Here is a 14,805-nt window from a genome sequence, read left to right as displayed (position 1 = left end):
GGAGGCGTGATGAGAACGGAGATCCTGGCCGCGATCGGTGATCCGCTCCGGTTCGAGGCGCTGCGGCTCCTGCTCGCCGACGACGGGCTGGCCCAGGCAGCGCTGGCCGAGCTGCTCGGCGTCACGCCGTCCCGACTCGGGAACCACCTGGCCGCGCTCCGTGCGGCCGGTCTGGTGGACCCGGTGCGGGTCGGCCGGTCCACTCGCTACACGCTGCGCCAACCGGACGCCGTCCGCGCGCTCGTCGGCGCGATCGACACGCTCGCCGGTGGCCCGGCCGCACTGCCCGAGGCCGGGCGCTCGCCGTACGCCCGCGCGCGGACCTGCTACGACCACCTCGCGGGCGAGGTCGGCGTGCGGTTGCTCGACCGGCTCGTCGCCGAAGGGGCGCTGGTCCCCGGGCCGGAGCCGGAGTCCGTGCTGCAGCCGGGGGAGACGCTGGACGCCTCGCTCACCCGGCTCGGCGTGCCGTATCCGCAGGTGGGGCGCCGGAAGCTGGCCGTGGGGTGCCTCGACGCCACTGCCGGGCACCCGCACCTGGGCGGCGCGCTCGGCAGTGAGGTCCTCCGGAGTTTCCTCCGTCGCGGCTTGCTGCTTCCGGGCCCGGCGCCCCGGAGTCTGATCGAGCACCCGAACTTGGCCCCGCTGCTCGGCTGACCGGCCCTAGGGACGCACCGCTTCGGAGTGCGGTGTCAGCGATCGGAGTGCGGTGTCCAGGGCCCGTCCCACCCGGACCGTGTCTGCTCCGGTGACCACCACGAGGGCGGCGGCCGGGTCGGCCAGAGGCAAGACGTCACACCGCACTCCGGAAGCGGCGGTATCGACGTTCGACGCAGCCGCGCCGCGCGGGTCGACGGCGAGCGCCGTCGCCAGTACCCGGGCGCCGCCGAGCACGGCCGGACCGTCCCACCCGTCGGGCGCGCCGACCCCGACGTCCAGGTCCTGCGCGAGCAGCGGACGCCCGGCGCGGCGTACCCGCCACCGGGTCCGCAGGCGCCCCGGCTGCTCGGCGTGCCGGCCCAGCACCAGCGTTTCCACCAGCGTCAGCCGGGCCGAGACGTCGAGCGAGACCTCCAGCGTCGCGACGTGGTCCGCGCCGGTCGCCACCACCAGCGGCTGCGGCTCCCACCGCAGCGCCGCCTCCGCACCCACCCGCAGCGACACCAGCGCGGAGCTCGTCCCGCCGTGCGCGCCCGGAAGGGCCAGCGCGGCACCCGCCGACCCGACGGTCAGCGACGCGCCGTCGCCCACCACGACGGTCAGGTCGGTCCGGTCACCGCCGAGCGGTCCGGCGGCGCCGGTGACCATCGTGAGACCCCGGTCGGTCTGCCTCAGCACGATCGGCGGCTGCGAGGCGAGCTGACGCAGCACCGTGCGTTCGCCCACCCGCTCGGCGACCGCACGCGCGCTAGCCCTCATGCAGTGACCGACGTCTCCGCGAGCCAGCGATCGCGCGCCTCACGGATCCAGGCCGCCACCGCCGACGCCGACGGGTCCTCGGTCAGGGACTGGAACAGCACCGGCTTGCCCCGGCGCACGGCCGCGGCATCCCGGTCCATGACGCCCAGATCGGCGCCGACCAGCGGAGCCAGGTCGGTCTTGTTGATCACGAGCAGGTCGGACCCGGTGACGCCCGGCCCGCCCTTGCGCGGCACCTTGTCGCCGCCCGAGACGTCCAGCACGAACAGCTGGACGTCGACCAGCCCTCGGCTGAACGTCATCGTCAGGTTGTCGCCACCGCTCTCCACCAGCACCAGCTCCAGCGGCGCGAACGTCTCTTCGAGGCCCTCCACCGCGTCGAGGTTCGCCGTGATGTCGTCGCGGACCGCGGTGTGCGGGCAGCACCCGGTCTCCACCGCGGCGATCCGCTCGGGCGCGAGCACGCCGGAGCGACGCAGGAAGTCGGCGTCCTCGGTCGTATAGATGTCGTTGGTGACGACGCCGAGCTGCAGCTCCGGTCCGAGCGTCCGGCAGAGCGCCGCGACCAGCGCGGTCTTGCCGCTGCCGACCGGGCCGCCGACGCCGACGCGGAACGCCCGGCGGCCGTCGACCGGAGCGAGGTCGCCGGTCAGCGGCGCGTGCTGTTCGAAGACGTCGTGGTCGTGCGGCTCGCCGGTGGCGTGAGCGCGAGCATGGTCATCAGGAAGCAAAGAGACGCACCTCCGAACGTGCGTGGGCCTGGCTCAGCAGGTCCAGTAGGGGAGCGGACGACGCCGGGAGCGCGTCCGTGGGTCGATCGGCGTAGCGGGCGGCTTCCGCCACCACCGCGTCCGCCGTCGTGGCGAGCGCCGCCTGCGAGGCGGTCAGCGCCAGGGGGTCCAGGCCCAACAACCGCACGGCTGCGGACGCCGGGCCGCTGACCGCCCCGGCGATCGCGACCGCCGCGGCCTCTTCCGGGGTGCCCTCGGCGGCGTGAACGGCGACGCCGAGCGCCACCGGGTGATGGGGGTGGGTGCCCAGCGCGTCCAGCAGCGGGTGGGGGAACGCCTTCCGGGCGACCCGCAGCAACGCCCGCCCCTGCGCCCGGGACACCGCCCGCTGCGCCGGCGCCGGCGTCCGAGCGTCGACCTCCTCGTCGAGCTCGGCCCACACGTCTCGGCGACCCGAGGCTGCTGTTTCGGCGGCTGTACCAGCGAGGAAGGACGCGCGGGCGGCCACGGCGGCGGCGAGCAGGCCCGCGGTGTGCAGTCGCCCGCGCAGGAACGCCATGACCTCGGCGAGGTCACGGCCGTGCCCGCCGACGAGCCCGCGGTCCACGGCCGGAGCGACCCCACCGCTGTGAGCGTGCGCTCCGGCCGGCAGCCGGGAGTCCGCCAGCAACAACAGTGCCTGCCGCATGGGCGCACCCCCTCAGAACAAGAAGTACCGCTGCGCCATCGGCAGCTCCGCTGCGGGCGCTTCCTCGATCAGGTCACCGTTGACGTAGACCGCGAACGTATCCGGGTTCACGCGGATCTCCGGCGTCGCGTCGTTCAGCGGCAGATCGGCCTTGCCGCGGCGTCGCACATCGGCGACGGCGGCCAGCCGGCGCCGCACCGCGAGTCGGTCCGCCAGACCGTCCTCGATCGCCACCGGTGCCACGAAGTGGACGCTGGTGGCGCTCGCAGCCGTCGGGCGCGCGCCCCACATCGGACGGGGCAGGATCGGCTGTGGCGTCGGAATGGACGCGTTCGCGTCGCCCATCTGCGCCCACGCGATCATCCCGCCCTTCACGACGACGTGCGGCCGGACACCGAAGAACTTCGGCTCCCACAGCACCAGGTCGGCGAGCTTGCCCACCTCGACCGAGCCGACCTCGGCCTCCAGGCCGTGCGCGATCGCCGGACAGATCGTGTACTTCGCGACGTACCGGCGGGCCCGGAAGTTGTCGGCCGGGCCGCCGCCGGAGAGGTGGCCGTAGCGCACCTTCATCGTGTGCGCGGTCTGCCAGGTCCGCATCACGACCTCGCCGACCCGCCCCATCGCCTGGCTGTCCGACCCGATCATCGAGATCGCACCCAGGTCGTGCAGCACGTCCTCGGCGGCGATCGTCGACGGCCGGATCCGGCTCTCGGCGAACGCGAGGTCCTCCGGCACCGCCGGGTTCAGGTGGTGGCAGACCATCAGCATGTCGAGGTGTTCGTCGAGCGTGTTGACGGTGTGCGGCCGGGTCGGGTTGGTCGAGCTGGGCAGCACGTTCGGGTGGCTCGCGACCGTGATGATGTCCGGCGCGTGCCCGCCTCCGGCCCCCTCGGTGTGGTACGTGTGAATGCCCCGGCCGGCGATCGCGGCCATCGTGTCCTCGACGAACCCGGCCTCGTTCAGTGTGTCGGTGTGCAGCGCGACCTGGACGCCGTACTCGTCACAGACCCGCAGGCAGGCGTCGATCGCGGCGGGCGTCGAACCCCAGTCCTCGTGCAGCTTGAACCCGGACGCACCGGCCTTGAGCTGCTCCACCATCGACGCCGACGAGACCGTGTTGCCCTTGCCGAGCAGCGCGACGTTGATCGGGTAGTCGTCCAGGGCTTCCAGCATCCGGGCCAGGTACCACGGGCTTGCGGTAACCGTCGTCGCTTTGGTGCCCTCGGCGGGTCCGGTGCCGCCCCCGATCCAGGTGGTGACGCCGGAGCCCAGCGCCTCCTCGATCTGCTGCGGTGCGATCAAGTGGACGTGGCTGTCGACCGCGCCGGCGGTGAGGATCTTGCCGTTGCCGGCCAGCACCTCGGTCGATGGGCCGATCACCAGAGCCGGGTCGATGCCGTCCTGGGTGTCCGGGTTCCCCGCCTTGCCGATTCCGACGATCCGGCCGTCCTTCACGCCGATGTCGGCCTTGACGACACCCCAGTGGTCGAGGATCAGCGCGCCGGTGATCACCAGGTCAGGAGCGCCCTCCGCGCGGGTGGCGCGGGACTGTCCCATCGATTCCCGGATGACCTTGCCGCCGCCGAAGACGACCTCTTCACCGGCGGAGGCGCCGCGCGAGAGATCCTGCTCGACCTCGATGAGGAGATCGGTGTCGGCGAGCCGCACCCGGTCGCCCGTCGTCGGGCCGTACAGCAGCGCGTACCGGCTGCGGTCGATCTCCCTCATGCCTCGGGGCCGCGTTCGTCGAGGAGGCCTGCGAACTCCGGGCGGAGGCCGGGGACGTCCCGCGCACCGGCGATCGCGACCAGGTCCACCTCGCGGACGACGCCCGGCTCGAAGCGCACGGCGGTACCGGACGGAATCGCGAGGCGGTAACCCCAGGCGGCGCGACGGTCGAACGCCAAGCCGGTGTTGACGGCCGCGAAGTGGTAGTGGCTGCCGATTTGGATCGGCCGGTCGGCAGTGTTGGTGACCTCCACGGTGAGCCGGTCGCGGCCGGTGAGCAGCGGCACGGGGTCGGTGGCGACCACGATCTCGCCGGGGATCACGGGATGGGGTGGTGGACCGTGACCAGCTTGGTCCCGTCCGGGAAAGTCGCTTCCACCTGCACCTCCTCGATCATCTCGGGGACGCCGTCCATGACGTCGTCCCGGCCGAGCACGTGGCGCCCGGCCTCCATCAGATCCGACACGGTGCGGCCGTCCCTCGCTGCCTCCAGCAGGAACGAGGTGATCACCGCGACCGCCTCGGGATAGTTCAGCCGCAGACCGCGCTGGCGGCGGCGCTGCGCCAGGTCAGCCGCGTAGGAAATGAGCAGTCGTTCCTGCTCGTGCGGGGTCAGGTGCACAGCGTTGTCCTCTAGTGGTTCGGCCGGGTATCGCGGTACCCGTCGGCAGTCCGCCCGGCAGCGTAACCGCGATGTGTTTCCGGCTGGTCTCGCCTCGCCGCTCCCCTCGATCGCCGTTCACCAATGACATTGCAACTCATTGGTACGTGTGTCAGGGTGTCGCTATGCGAGCGCAGCCCGTGGATCCCGATAGCCTGCCTCTCGACGATGTGTCGCGTGTCGGGTCGCCCCCGCGCGGCCGGCTGCTCCAGGAGGTCGCCATGAGCGCGGAGCCGCGCTTCCGGATCCCGATGCCGCCGGGCGGCAAGTGGACAGCGGAAGACCTCGACGCACTACGGGCTGACGTTCCCTACCGGACCGAAATCGTCGACGGGAACCTGATAGTGAGCCCTCGCCCCAATCTGTGGCACAACGACGTAATGGGCGAAGTACGTGATGCTCTCAAGGCGTGCGTCTCCGCCGGAATGTGGGCCTATCTCGAATCAGAGATTCGATGGGTGGACGGCGAGCAAGTGCGCCACTCGCTCACCCCGGACGTACTGGTGGCCCCTAGGTACTTGCGTGACGAGAGACAGCGCTATGCGTCACCGGACGTCGTTCGGCTGGTCGTCGAGGTGGAGTCGCCGTCGTCGACGAACATCGACCGCGAGACGAAGCCCCTGCGCTACGCCGAACTCGGTATTCCGGCGATGTGGCGGATCGAGGACGGACCGAAGCTGGTCGAGTACCGACTGACGCCGGAAGGCGGTGCGGAGACCGTTCAGACGGTGACGACCGGCACGTTCACCACCGACGTTTCCTACCGAGTGTCGATCGACCTCGACGCGCTCCGCTGATCACGATCTTCCGCCCCCCGGCACGTACTGCCGCACCGCGGTGAGCATGTCGAACATCACGCTGTTCCAGTCCTCGAGGTCCTCGAGCCCCGGATGCTCCACAGCGAGCGCGAGGTCGGCAACAGCGGCATCCACCGAGGGCTGTGCATCACCTCGCCGATACAGGTCGTCGATCGGCTCGACGCCGAGGTAGAACGTCGGCGCCTTCTCCGAGTCCTGGCCGCGGGTTCCGCTCGGTCCGGACTCCTCCAGCCAGAGGCTCACTCGCGCCGGATCCGTGTGGCCGAGCGCATCCGCATGGACCCAGATGGGATAACCGAACTTCTTCAGCTCGTCGTGCGGGCGCGGAGCTAGCGACTCAGCTCCAAGTTCCTCGTCGATCCCTTCGGATTGCTGCTCATCGAACTCGTCCCAGTCGGGCTCCGGCTCCGAGTCGGGCCACATCCCGCTCGGACCGAACGCGTAGCGCCGTTGCTCACGATGCATCACGAGCGTGAGGACGAGCCCGCGGTCGATCAGTGCACTGCCCGGAGGGTGGGCGGCGAGCCAGACGGAGACACGGACGACGATCGTCAAGAGCAGGTCGAAGACGACCGGAGGGACCCTCCGACCCGGATCGGACAGCAGCTCGATGGCCGCCCGGAGCGTGCGGATGTGCACGACACCATGGAGTTGCATCTCGACCAGGCCGGCGAAGATGGCCGCTACCTCCGGGTCGTCGGCGATCGTGCCGCGCCAAGCGGCGGCGCCGCTGGAAAGCTGTGCGTCCACCCGTAGGTCCCCGAGCAACCGCGCCTCACCCCGCATGGTCCAACCCGCCGGGCGGGTGCCGAGGTGGTCGCGGGAGGACATGCGGACGAGTACCAGCTCGTCGTCGTCCCACACGGTCGTCAGCGCACCGACGGTGAGCAGCCACGCCTCGTCGTCCAGGCAGGAACGCCACTGCCGAACCAGCGACCGCCACCACTGCACGGCATCGCCACCCACCGGCGCCAACGACGACACCGGCACGCGCGATTCCACCTGCATCAGCAGTAGAACCACATTCACCGTGTAGACGGCCAGGTGGTCGATGACGTCGCGGTCGGAGGGGTTGTAGGCGGCCGGAGTCCAAGGGCTGAGCTGGTTCCGGGCACCGGTGATCAGCTCCTGGAGCAGCGATGCGACGGCCGAGCCGGTCGAGAGCTCGCCGACCATCTCCAGGACCCGCGGGAACTTGGCTAGCGGCTCGTGTGACAGCAGGGCGCGAAGCTGGTTGCTGTCCGGCGGCTCGGCGTATCCCGGCCCGAATCGCAGAGCGTCGGCGCGTTGCCGGGTCAGCAACCGGAGCCAGCCGGCCACGTGCTCGGCCACCAGGTACTCGCCGAACGTCGAGTGCAGGAATTCGTAGGTGGCCGGCAGCTCGTGCGACGTGCCCGGCCGCTCACCCGACGCGTGCACGAAGAAGAACCGGCCGACGGTTCGGATCGTGTGGTCGAGCGGTTCTTGCAAGTCGTGTTCCCGGCTCGGTACGGCGCCGAGGAAGGCTCTCAGGTCCCGTTCCAACTCCGGCCCGGTCGCGAACGGTCGGCCGCGGTTGACCATGGCGAAGGCCGCGAGCCTGAGGGGGAGACGACGCTCAGCGGCGAGGCGGTCGACGTCCGCACCACGCCCTGACGGCACTGCGGCGTCCTTCAAAGCCTCACGTCGCAGGAAGTGCGTGATGAGCTGTTCGTACAGGGTCGCGGTGGTGACGCCTTCCGCTAATTCGGGTGCGCGCGGATCGGCCGTGTACAGCGCGATCAACAGCAACAGCAAAGGTTGGCGCGCCAGCTCCAGCAGAGCAGGTGGCAGCACCGTTAGCGCTCGGAAGTCCGGACGACCGGCGTTGAGCTCGTTCCACATCGCCATCCACTGCGCGATCTGGTCGTCGTCGAAGCCTTCCAGCCGGGCGATGAGCGTGCCGGGGGGAATCTGCACCCGATCGGCCATCACGGTGCGGGACGTCACCACCGCGGCCACCGGGCGTCCGATCGCGGCTTCCCGCTCCTGGAACTCCGCCACCTCGTACAGGTAGCGCGACTGCGACGCCCCGCTCGCCTGCATCAGCTCATCCAGGCCGTCCAGGACGACTACCCGGGTCGTCCCAGCGGCGTCAGCGTCCTCGACGACCTGAGGCCACTGCAGCCGACCGTGCGCTTCCCCGTCCAGCGCCGCCTGTATCTGCATCGGAACCGACGCGTCGGCCCGGACCCGGCGGAGCGGCACCCGCACCGCGGTCCACCCCGATACCGGCAGCCGCGCCGCGAGCATCTGAGTCAGCATCGACTTGCCCGCGCCCGGTAAGCCGAGGACGAGGAGCGGGGCGTCGACGCTCTCCGGAGAGCACAGATAACCCGCGAGGAACAGCTCGGTGTCGGCCACCACAGCCTGCTCTGCCCACCACCGTTCGTCGGACGGTCGGGCGCTCCGATCGGCCACCGCGACCCGTAGCCGCGGGGTGATGTACGACTGTTCCAGCGTGGGAAGCGTCGCACGCTGGTCGGCGCTGAGCGTCGGATCGCCGAGCACCGGCCGACCCAGGATGCTCCGGTTGAGCCGGCCGAGGACGTCCAGTCCGGACTGCGTCGGCGCCGGCGGCACTAGCTCGCCGAGCAGCCGTTCGATCGCGTCGAGTCGGTTGGCGGCCCTGTTCGCGGCTTCGAGGAGGTCGCCGCCCCAGACGCGCAGCTCCCGGCGCGTCTCGGTGGACTCGCCGAGCATCGTCCAGATGCCGAACTCGGGCACGTCGGCGGCCATTCGAACGAACGCGCTCTCGTACGTGCGCACGGCGGCCCAGGCGACTCGCGCCTGATCCTCGTTGGTGAGCTCGAGGTCGGTCGCGAGCCCGTTGAGGAATGCCGCGCCGTCCCGTGCCATTCGAATGAAGTACGGCTCCAGCCGGGACTCCAGGTTCTCGCGGAAGCCGTAGCGTGGTCCCGGGATCGGCACCGGTGCGTGCCACAGCGCGTCGAGCCGCGGCCGACCGCCGGCCCATTCGCCGGTTGCCACGCCGACCTTCTCCGCGTCGGTGAACTTCAGGTTTCGATACCGCCCGCCGAGGTGCGCCTGCAGCGCCTCGAAGAACGACGACACCACCAGGGTGGTGTGGGCCGCCGCGATCAGCTGCAGGCGGTCGTGCCCCGAGGTCCCCAACAACCTGGTGTGGACGCCGTCGGCGAAGCCGCGGAGCAGGCGGACGCCGTCGTTCTTCGGGTCCACCAGGTCGAGGAACCCGGCGCCGAGCATCGTGGACGAGAGCAGGCTTTCGAACCGGTCGAAGAGCGGGCGGTCGAACCGGCCCAGGATGCTGAGCGCCCCGCGGTAGGTGAGCGCCGGGTCTACCCGCATGCCGGCAGCGTATCGGTTGGGTCACAGCCATTGTCGAGAGTGGAGAATCGCTGGCGCGGGTTCACGGAATAGCGGTAGCTTCGCGCGCATTCGGGAGCGCTGTTGCGTGCGCACAAGTTTTCGAGCAGTTGTTGAGCGAGCGTGACAACAAATTTTCTTAAGGGCGAACTGATTAACCGTAATTAAGGTCGATGCCGGTAATCTCGCCGATCCTTCTGCGACCCGTGGTGCATATGTTGATGCCGCCACGTTCACCAACTGCTGTAGGAACGGCCGATCACGGCTGGGGTGCGAGCCCGGTCAGCCGGTCCGGAAGGGCCACTCAGCAATGTCCTTATCTCTTGCGGTTCGCCGCGTCGTCACCGCGGCCGCCGTCGTCGCGGCCAGCCTCACCGGTGTGGCGATCAGCGCCTCACCGGCCAACGCGGCCTGCGCCGACGTGGAAGTTGTGTTCGCACGCGGTAGCGGGGAACTCCCGGGTCTCGGCATCGTGGGAACGCCGCTGGTCAGGGCGATCCAGCAGAACCTGCCGGGGAAGACGGTGACGTCATACGCGGTGAACTACGCCGCGAGCGTCTCCCAGACCAGCGCCGGTCCGGGCGCCACCGACATGAGCAACCACGTCCGGCAGGTGGCGGCGCAGTGCGCCAACACGGTCTTCGTGCTCGGCGGGTACTCGCAGGGCGCGAGCGTTACCGACATCGCGATCGGGATCCGCACTTTACTCGGTACCGGCGGCACCATTCCCACTTCGCTGGCGCCGCGGATCAAGGCGGTCACGGTTTTCGGTAACCCGCTGCGGCTTTACGGGCAGAGCATCAATACGGCGAGTCCGTTGTACGGCCAGCGGGCGCTGGACATCTGCGCGACCGGTGACCCGGTCTGCGGTGGCGGATTCAACGCGATCGCTCACCTCAGCTATACGACCAACGGCTCGGTGACGAGGGCAGCGCAGTTCGCCGCAGCCCGCGTCAACGCCGGCTAGTGCACGGCCCGCCGAGGACGAGCCTGACGGCCGCGCGCAAGGCCTTGAGACCACCACAAGGTCGAGCGCGGACGCCAGCCTCGCCCTCGGCGGGCTCCAGGTCAGAACGCGTGCGCGCGGCATATGGACGCTACCCGGCCCCGGGTAGCGTCCATATGCCGTTGCCGGCCCGGCCCGCCGGGTCAGCGCGAAGCGCGGGCGGCCAGCGTCCGGGCTGCGTCGCGCAGGTCGCGCCCGGCCGCCTCGACGTCGAGCGTCTGCAGTGCACCGTCGACGACGATCGTCCGCCCCTCGACCACCAACCGGACCAGCGGCGGCGGCGCGGCGTAGACCAGCGCGTCCACCGGGTCGACGATGTCGGCGTGGAACGGCCCGTCCACCCGCCACAGCGCGATATCGGCCCGCTTACCCACCTCCAGCGACCCGATCTCCTCCTGCCGACCCAGGCACCGCGCCCCGCCCATCGTCGCGATCCGTAGGGCCTGCCGGGAGGTCAGGCCGGACGGCCCGGAACGCAGCCGGGCGGCGAACAGCGCCTGGCGCAGCTCGTCGACCATCCCACCGTGCTCCTGCGACGCCGCCCCGTCGACCCCGAGTCCGAGCGGCGCGTCCGCACCGACCAGCGCAGCCACCGGCGCGATCCCCGACCCGAGGCGCGCGTTCGAGCTCGGACAGTGCGCCACCCCGGTCCCGGCGGCGGCCAGCACACCGACGTCCGCGTCCGAGAGGTGGACGCCGTGCGCGAGCCACACGTCCGGCCCGAGCCACCCCACGTCCTCCAGGTACTCGACCGGCGTCCGGCCGAACTTCTCCTTGCAGAATTCGTCCTCGTCGAGCGTCTCGGCCAGGTGGGTGTGCAGCCGGATGTCCAGTTCCCGCGCCTGCGCGGCGGACTGACGCATCAAGTCCTGGGTCACCGAGAACGGCGAACACGGCGCGGCCGCGATTCGCAGCATCGATCCGGGGGACGGGTCGTGCCATCGGTGGACCGCCGCGGCCACCGCCGCCAGGATCTCGTCCAGGCTCTGCACCACGCTGTCCGGCGGCAGCCCGCCGTCCTTCTCGCTGAGGTCCATCGACCCACGCGTCGGGTGGAACCGGAGACCGACGGTGGCCGCCGCGTCGATGGTGGCGCCCAGAACGTCGCCGCCGGAGCGCGGGAACACGTAGTGGTGGTCGGTGCTGGTCGTGCACCCGGTCAGCGCCAACCGCGCGAGGCCCGCCCGGGCGGCGGCCCCCACCGTCTCCTCGGAGATCCCGGCCCAGATCGGATACAGCGTCTTGAGCCACTCGAAGAGTCCGTCGTCGACCGACACCGCTCGGGTCGCCCACTGGTACAGGTGGTGGTGCGTGTTCACCAGGCCCGGCGTCGCGAGGCAGCCCGATGCGTCCACCCGTTCCCCGTCACCGGTGAACGGGCCTGGGCCGACGGCGGTGATCACGCCGTCGGAGACAACGACGTGGCCGGAGGCGTACTCGGTGCCGGAGGCATCCACGGTCGCGACGGCGCAGCCGTCGAAGACGGTCACCACAGCTGCGGCCCTGCTGACGGAAGCTCTCGCTCGCGATGGACCGTGCCCTGGATCAGCCCGTAGGGCTCGGTCGGCGCGACGTAGACCTGGTTCGGGTTGTCGAGTCCGAACGGTGTGAGGTCGACGAGGTTGTGATGCTTGTTCGGGAGCGAGAGCCGGATCTCGTCCACCGACGGGCACTTGCGGAGCACGTGCGAGCCCATCGAAAAGAGCGTCTGCTGCAGCGAGAGGCTGTAGGTCGACGCGAACGCGGTGACCAGCGCGTCGCGGGCGTCGGCGTAGGACTTACCCCAATCGACGTCCTCCGACGAGTGGTCCCACCAGGCTTCCACCGACGTCGCCAGCATGCGTTCCCGCGTTTCCGGCAGCGTCGTGTACTTGTCGCGCGGGAAGCCGTGGAACTCGGAGTTGGTCGTGTTCAGCACGGTCAGGTCACCGAGGCCGGACGAGACCGAGACGTCGTGCTCCTCGGTGACGATGACCTCGGCGCGGCGGGTCTCCCCACCGGACCGGACGAACGAGTGCGGTGCTGGCTCGCCGTGCGGCGCCAGGCGTTCCCAGGTGTGCTGTTCGATCCTGATCCGTGCGTGGTAGATCGGCTCCTGCGTCTTCACGAAGTGCCGCGCGAGCCGCAGACCGAACGCCTCCGGCTCGCCGACGCCGTACTCCCGAGCGAACGCGTAGACGGTGTTCTTCTGCGTGTCGGTCGCCAGCACCGCGCTGTTGTCGCCGGTGTAGTGCGTGTCATCCAGACGACCGGCGAGCGCGGTCGCCACCGTGAAATCGGTGACGAAGTGCCGGTCTCCGTCGCGTTCGACGCTGACCAGCCGGATGCCGGCCTTGCCGTACTGGTTCGCGCCAAGGGTGAAGCTCAAGTCAGCTCCCGCGGTAGGTGGAGTAGGCGAACGGGGAGAGCAGCAGCGGCACGTGGTGGTGGGTGTCGGCGTCGGTGACCTCGAAGACGACCACCACCTCCGGGTAGAACGTGCGCTGACGCCGTGCGGCGAACCACGCGCCGGTGGCGAAGACCAGGCGGTGGACACCGAGGTCCAACGGAGCACCGCCCCAGTCGGAGATCCGGCCGTCGGTGTCGGTCTCCCGGACGGCGACGGGGATCCAGGAGCCGTCGGACCAGCTCTCCCAGCCGGTCCGGACGCCGTCGGCAGGGCGTCCGGTGGCCGCGTCGAGGACGTGCGTGGACAGCGTCATGAGCGCACCTCGGCCGATTCGTCGGTGAACAGTTTCTCCAGCCGTAGCCGGGTGATCGCCGCGAGCTCCCCGCGGACCACGTCCCGCTCGTGCGCCGGGTCGTTGTCCAGCCGGTCCTGCAGGATCCCGAGCAACTCCTCCGCCGACTTGCCCGAGGCGCACACCAGGTAGACGTGGCCGAACCGGGCTTCGTAGGCGGCGTTGCCGTCGGCCAAGGCGGCGAGCACCTCCGCGTCGGCGTCGGCGACCCCGGCCTGCTCGCCCTGCGACCACCTCTTCTCGGTGGTGGCGGCGACCTTCGGGCGATCACCGATGCGGGGGTGCGCGGCCAGCGCCTCCTCGACGTCGGCCCAGCTCAGCCCGTACACGACCGGATCCGACGCGGCGATCAGCGCGTCCAGGTCGGGGTACGGGCGGTCGGCGACGACGGCCCGCGCCCACGCCGTCGAGGCGCAGCACGGATGCAGCATCGCCGCGGCGGCGTCGGAGTCCACGGCATTCAACGCGTCCACGCTCGTCAACGGGGCCCCCTTGAGATTCGTCCACCCGACGCGGACTTTGCCATCCTCGTGTCCATAACACACCGGCCGACATATCGGCGCGCTCCAACCCCGAAGAGCAGCACGGACACCTCCTTGTAGGTTCCTCCAAGGGAGGTGGACGGTGCTGCTCGGGGAGCTGCTCGGAACGGATGAGCTGGGGCTACGGCCGCTGGTGCTGCCGTCGGGTGCCGAGCGTCGGACGATCGTGGAGGTCTACACGACCGACCTGCCCGACCCCGGTCGCTACCTGTCCGGCGGTGAGCTGGTGCTGACCGGTCTGGTCTGGTGGTCCACGGATAGCGCAGAGGCTTTCGTGGACGCGCTGGTGACGGCGGGTGCGACCGCGCTCGGGGCGGGGGAGGCGGCCCTGGGCGGTGTTCCCGCCGAGTTGACGGACGTCTGCCGGCGCCGAGGGCTGCCGCTGTTCGCGGTCCCGGCGTCCGTGTCGTTCGCGGAGATCAGCCGGCGGGTGGTCGCGGGTGACCGGCCGTCCCGACCGATGGGGCGCCGGCTGCTGGCCGTGCTCGCTGGCCGGGCCGGGCTCAACCGCCTGCTGGACGTCGCCGCGGCGGAGCTGGGGGAGCCGTGCTCGGTGGTGAGCCCGGTCGGCGGGGTGGTGGCCGGCTCGTCGCCGCCCGATCAGGCGGCGCTGGTCCGGGCGTTCCTGAGCGCGCCACGGCTCCCGGCGTCGGTGACCGTCGACGGCAAACGGCTCCGGCTCCTCTCCGCCGACGACCCGGACCGGCACCGCACCGTCAGCTGGTTCGTCGTCTGCCCTGCCGAGCCGACCGATCCGGACGCCACCGCGCTCGCCGAGGAACTGGCCGGGCTCGTCGCGTTGGAGCGGGCCCGGGTCGACGCCGGACGCCGCGCCGAACGTCGCCTCGCCGACCAGGTGTTGCGGGCGCTGACCGCCGGTGGGGACGCGACCGCCGAGCTGCTGCCCGCGCTGCGGGTCGCCGGGATCGCCCCGGGGACGCCGGTGACCGTGCTGGTCAGCAGCGGGGAGCTGAGCGCGCCGGTGCTGGAGGAGGTCCTGCGAACCGCGGTGCCCGATCCGGTCATCGGCAGCCGAGCGGGCGAGACGCTCGCGGTGGTGCCGTCCCGCCCGGTGCCGTCCCGCCCCGCGGCGGCCGGACCC

At 70.9% G+C, this 14,805-nt stretch carries 15 protein-coding genes; 4 read left to right on the top strand and 11 right to left on the bottom strand.

All coding sequences use genetic code 11. From position 1 onward, the window contains the following. Nucleotides 1–9 precede the first annotated feature (9 nt). Complete coding sequence (locus tag ABEB28_RS11115; protein ID WP_345727945.1) at nucleotides 10–657, top strand: ArsR/SmtB family transcription factor; 648 nt, start codon at nucleotides 10–12, stop codon at nucleotides 655–657. A gap of 6 nt (nucleotides 658–663) precedes the next feature. Here the strand turns inward: ABEB28_RS11115 and ABEB28_RS11110 are convergent, their stop codons facing one another. Genes ABEB28_RS11110 through ABEB28_RS11085 form a run of 6 tightly spaced genes read right to left on the bottom strand, consistent with a single transcriptional unit; the run spans nucleotide 664 to nucleotide 5,191 of the window. Then, nucleotides 664–1,419: an urease accessory protein UreD gene (locus ABEB28_RS11110; RefSeq protein WP_345727944.1), complete on the bottom strand. Its 756-nt coding sequence runs from the start codon at nucleotides 1,417–1,419 to the stop codon at nucleotides 664–666. Then, nucleotides 1,416–2,150: an urease accessory protein UreG gene (ureG, locus tag ABEB28_RS11105; RefSeq protein ID WP_376981788.1), complete on the bottom strand. Its 735-nt coding sequence runs from the start codon at nucleotides 2,148–2,150 to the stop codon at nucleotides 1,416–1,418. Before ureG ends, ABEB28_RS11110 begins: the two co-directional genes overlap by 4 nt. Further along, complete coding sequence (locus ABEB28_RS11100; protein WP_345727943.1) at nucleotides 2,140–2,838, bottom strand: urease accessory protein UreF; 699 nt, start codon at nucleotides 2,836–2,838, stop codon at nucleotides 2,140–2,142. Before ABEB28_RS11100 ends, ureG begins: the two co-directional genes overlap by 11 nt. A gap of 12 nt (nucleotides 2,839–2,850) precedes the next feature. Further along, entirely contained in the window at nucleotides 2,851–4,569 is a 1,719-nt protein-coding gene (locus ABEB28_RS11095) for an urease subunit alpha (protein ID WP_345727942.1), read from the bottom strand. After that, complete coding sequence (locus ABEB28_RS11090) at nucleotides 4,566–4,892, bottom strand: urease subunit beta (protein ID WP_345727941.1); 327 nt, start codon at nucleotides 4,890–4,892, stop codon at nucleotides 4,566–4,568. Before ABEB28_RS11090 ends, ABEB28_RS11095 begins: the two co-directional genes overlap by 4 nt. Then, nucleotides 4,889–5,191, bottom strand: a complete 303-nt coding sequence (locus ABEB28_RS11085) for an urease subunit gamma (protein WP_073258130.1) — start codon at nucleotides 5,189–5,191, stop codon at nucleotides 4,889–4,891. Before ABEB28_RS11085 ends, ABEB28_RS11090 begins: the two co-directional genes overlap by 4 nt. Nucleotides 5,192–5,451: 260 nt before the next feature. On the opposite strand from ABEB28_RS11085, the gene ABEB28_RS11080 reads away from it, so the two are divergent. Next, the gene (locus tag ABEB28_RS11080) at nucleotides 5,452–6,027 is read left to right on the top strand and encodes a Uma2 family endonuclease (RefSeq protein ID WP_345727940.1); all 576 of its coding nucleotides are present in this window, start codon (nucleotides 5,452–5,454) and stop codon (nucleotides 6,025–6,027) included. On the opposite strand, the gene ABEB28_RS11075 is transcribed toward ABEB28_RS11080, so the two are convergent. Then, complete coding sequence (locus ABEB28_RS11075) at nucleotides 6,028–9,396, bottom strand: NACHT domain-containing protein (RefSeq protein ID WP_345727939.1); 3,369 nt, start codon at nucleotides 9,394–9,396, stop codon at nucleotides 6,028–6,030. Nucleotides 9,397–9,724: 328 nt separating this feature from the next. Between ABEB28_RS11075 and ABEB28_RS11070 the strand changes: the two genes are divergently transcribed. Next, on the top strand, nucleotides 9,725–10,381 hold the full coding sequence (locus ABEB28_RS11070) for a cutinase family protein (protein WP_345727938.1): 657 nt from the start codon (nucleotides 9,725–9,727) through the stop codon (nucleotides 10,379–10,381). Between the two features lie 182 nt (nucleotides 10,382–10,563). On the opposite strand, the gene ABEB28_RS11065 is transcribed toward ABEB28_RS11070, so the two are convergent. Genes ABEB28_RS11065 through uraD form a run of 4 tightly spaced genes read right to left on the bottom strand, consistent with a single transcriptional unit; the run spans nucleotide 10,564 to nucleotide 13,634 of the window. Continuing rightward, a complete protein-coding gene (locus ABEB28_RS11065) occupies nucleotides 10,564–11,910 on the bottom strand; it encodes an 8-oxoguanine deaminase (protein ID WP_345727937.1) in 1,347 nt (448 codons plus the stop codon). Beyond that, nucleotides 11,907–12,788, bottom strand: a complete 882-nt coding sequence (pucL, locus tag ABEB28_RS11060) for a factor-independent urate hydroxylase (protein ID WP_345727936.1) — start codon at nucleotides 12,786–12,788, stop codon at nucleotides 11,907–11,909. The genes ABEB28_RS11065 and pucL overlap by 4 nt, the downstream gene beginning before the upstream one ends. Before the next feature lies 1 nt (nucleotide 12,789). Further along, nucleotides 12,790–13,122: a hydroxyisourate hydrolase gene (gene uraH, locus ABEB28_RS11055; protein WP_345727935.1), complete on the bottom strand. Its 333-nt coding sequence runs from the start codon at nucleotides 13,120–13,122 to the stop codon at nucleotides 12,790–12,792. Then, complete coding sequence (gene uraD, locus ABEB28_RS11050; protein WP_345728031.1) at nucleotides 13,119–13,634, bottom strand: 2-oxo-4-hydroxy-4-carboxy-5-ureidoimidazoline decarboxylase; 516 nt, start codon at nucleotides 13,632–13,634, stop codon at nucleotides 13,119–13,121. The genes uraH and uraD overlap by 4 nt, the downstream gene beginning before the upstream one ends. 151 nt (nucleotides 13,635–13,785) lie before the next feature. Between uraD and ABEB28_RS11045 the strand changes: the two genes are divergently transcribed. Next, nucleotides 13,786–14,805, top strand: a 1,020-nt coding sequence (locus ABEB28_RS11045; RefSeq protein ID WP_345727934.1) for a PucR family transcriptional regulator ligand-binding domain-containing protein, incomplete at its 3' end; no start/stop codon positions are given.

The organism is Cryptosporangium minutisporangium (assembly GCF_039536245.1).
Classification (GTDB): domain Bacteria; phylum Actinomycetota; class Actinomycetes; order Mycobacteriales; family Cryptosporangiaceae; genus Cryptosporangium; species Cryptosporangium minutisporangium.
Note: the sequence above shows the minus strand (reverse complement) of the source record. Positions and strands in the feature narration are given on the sequence as shown.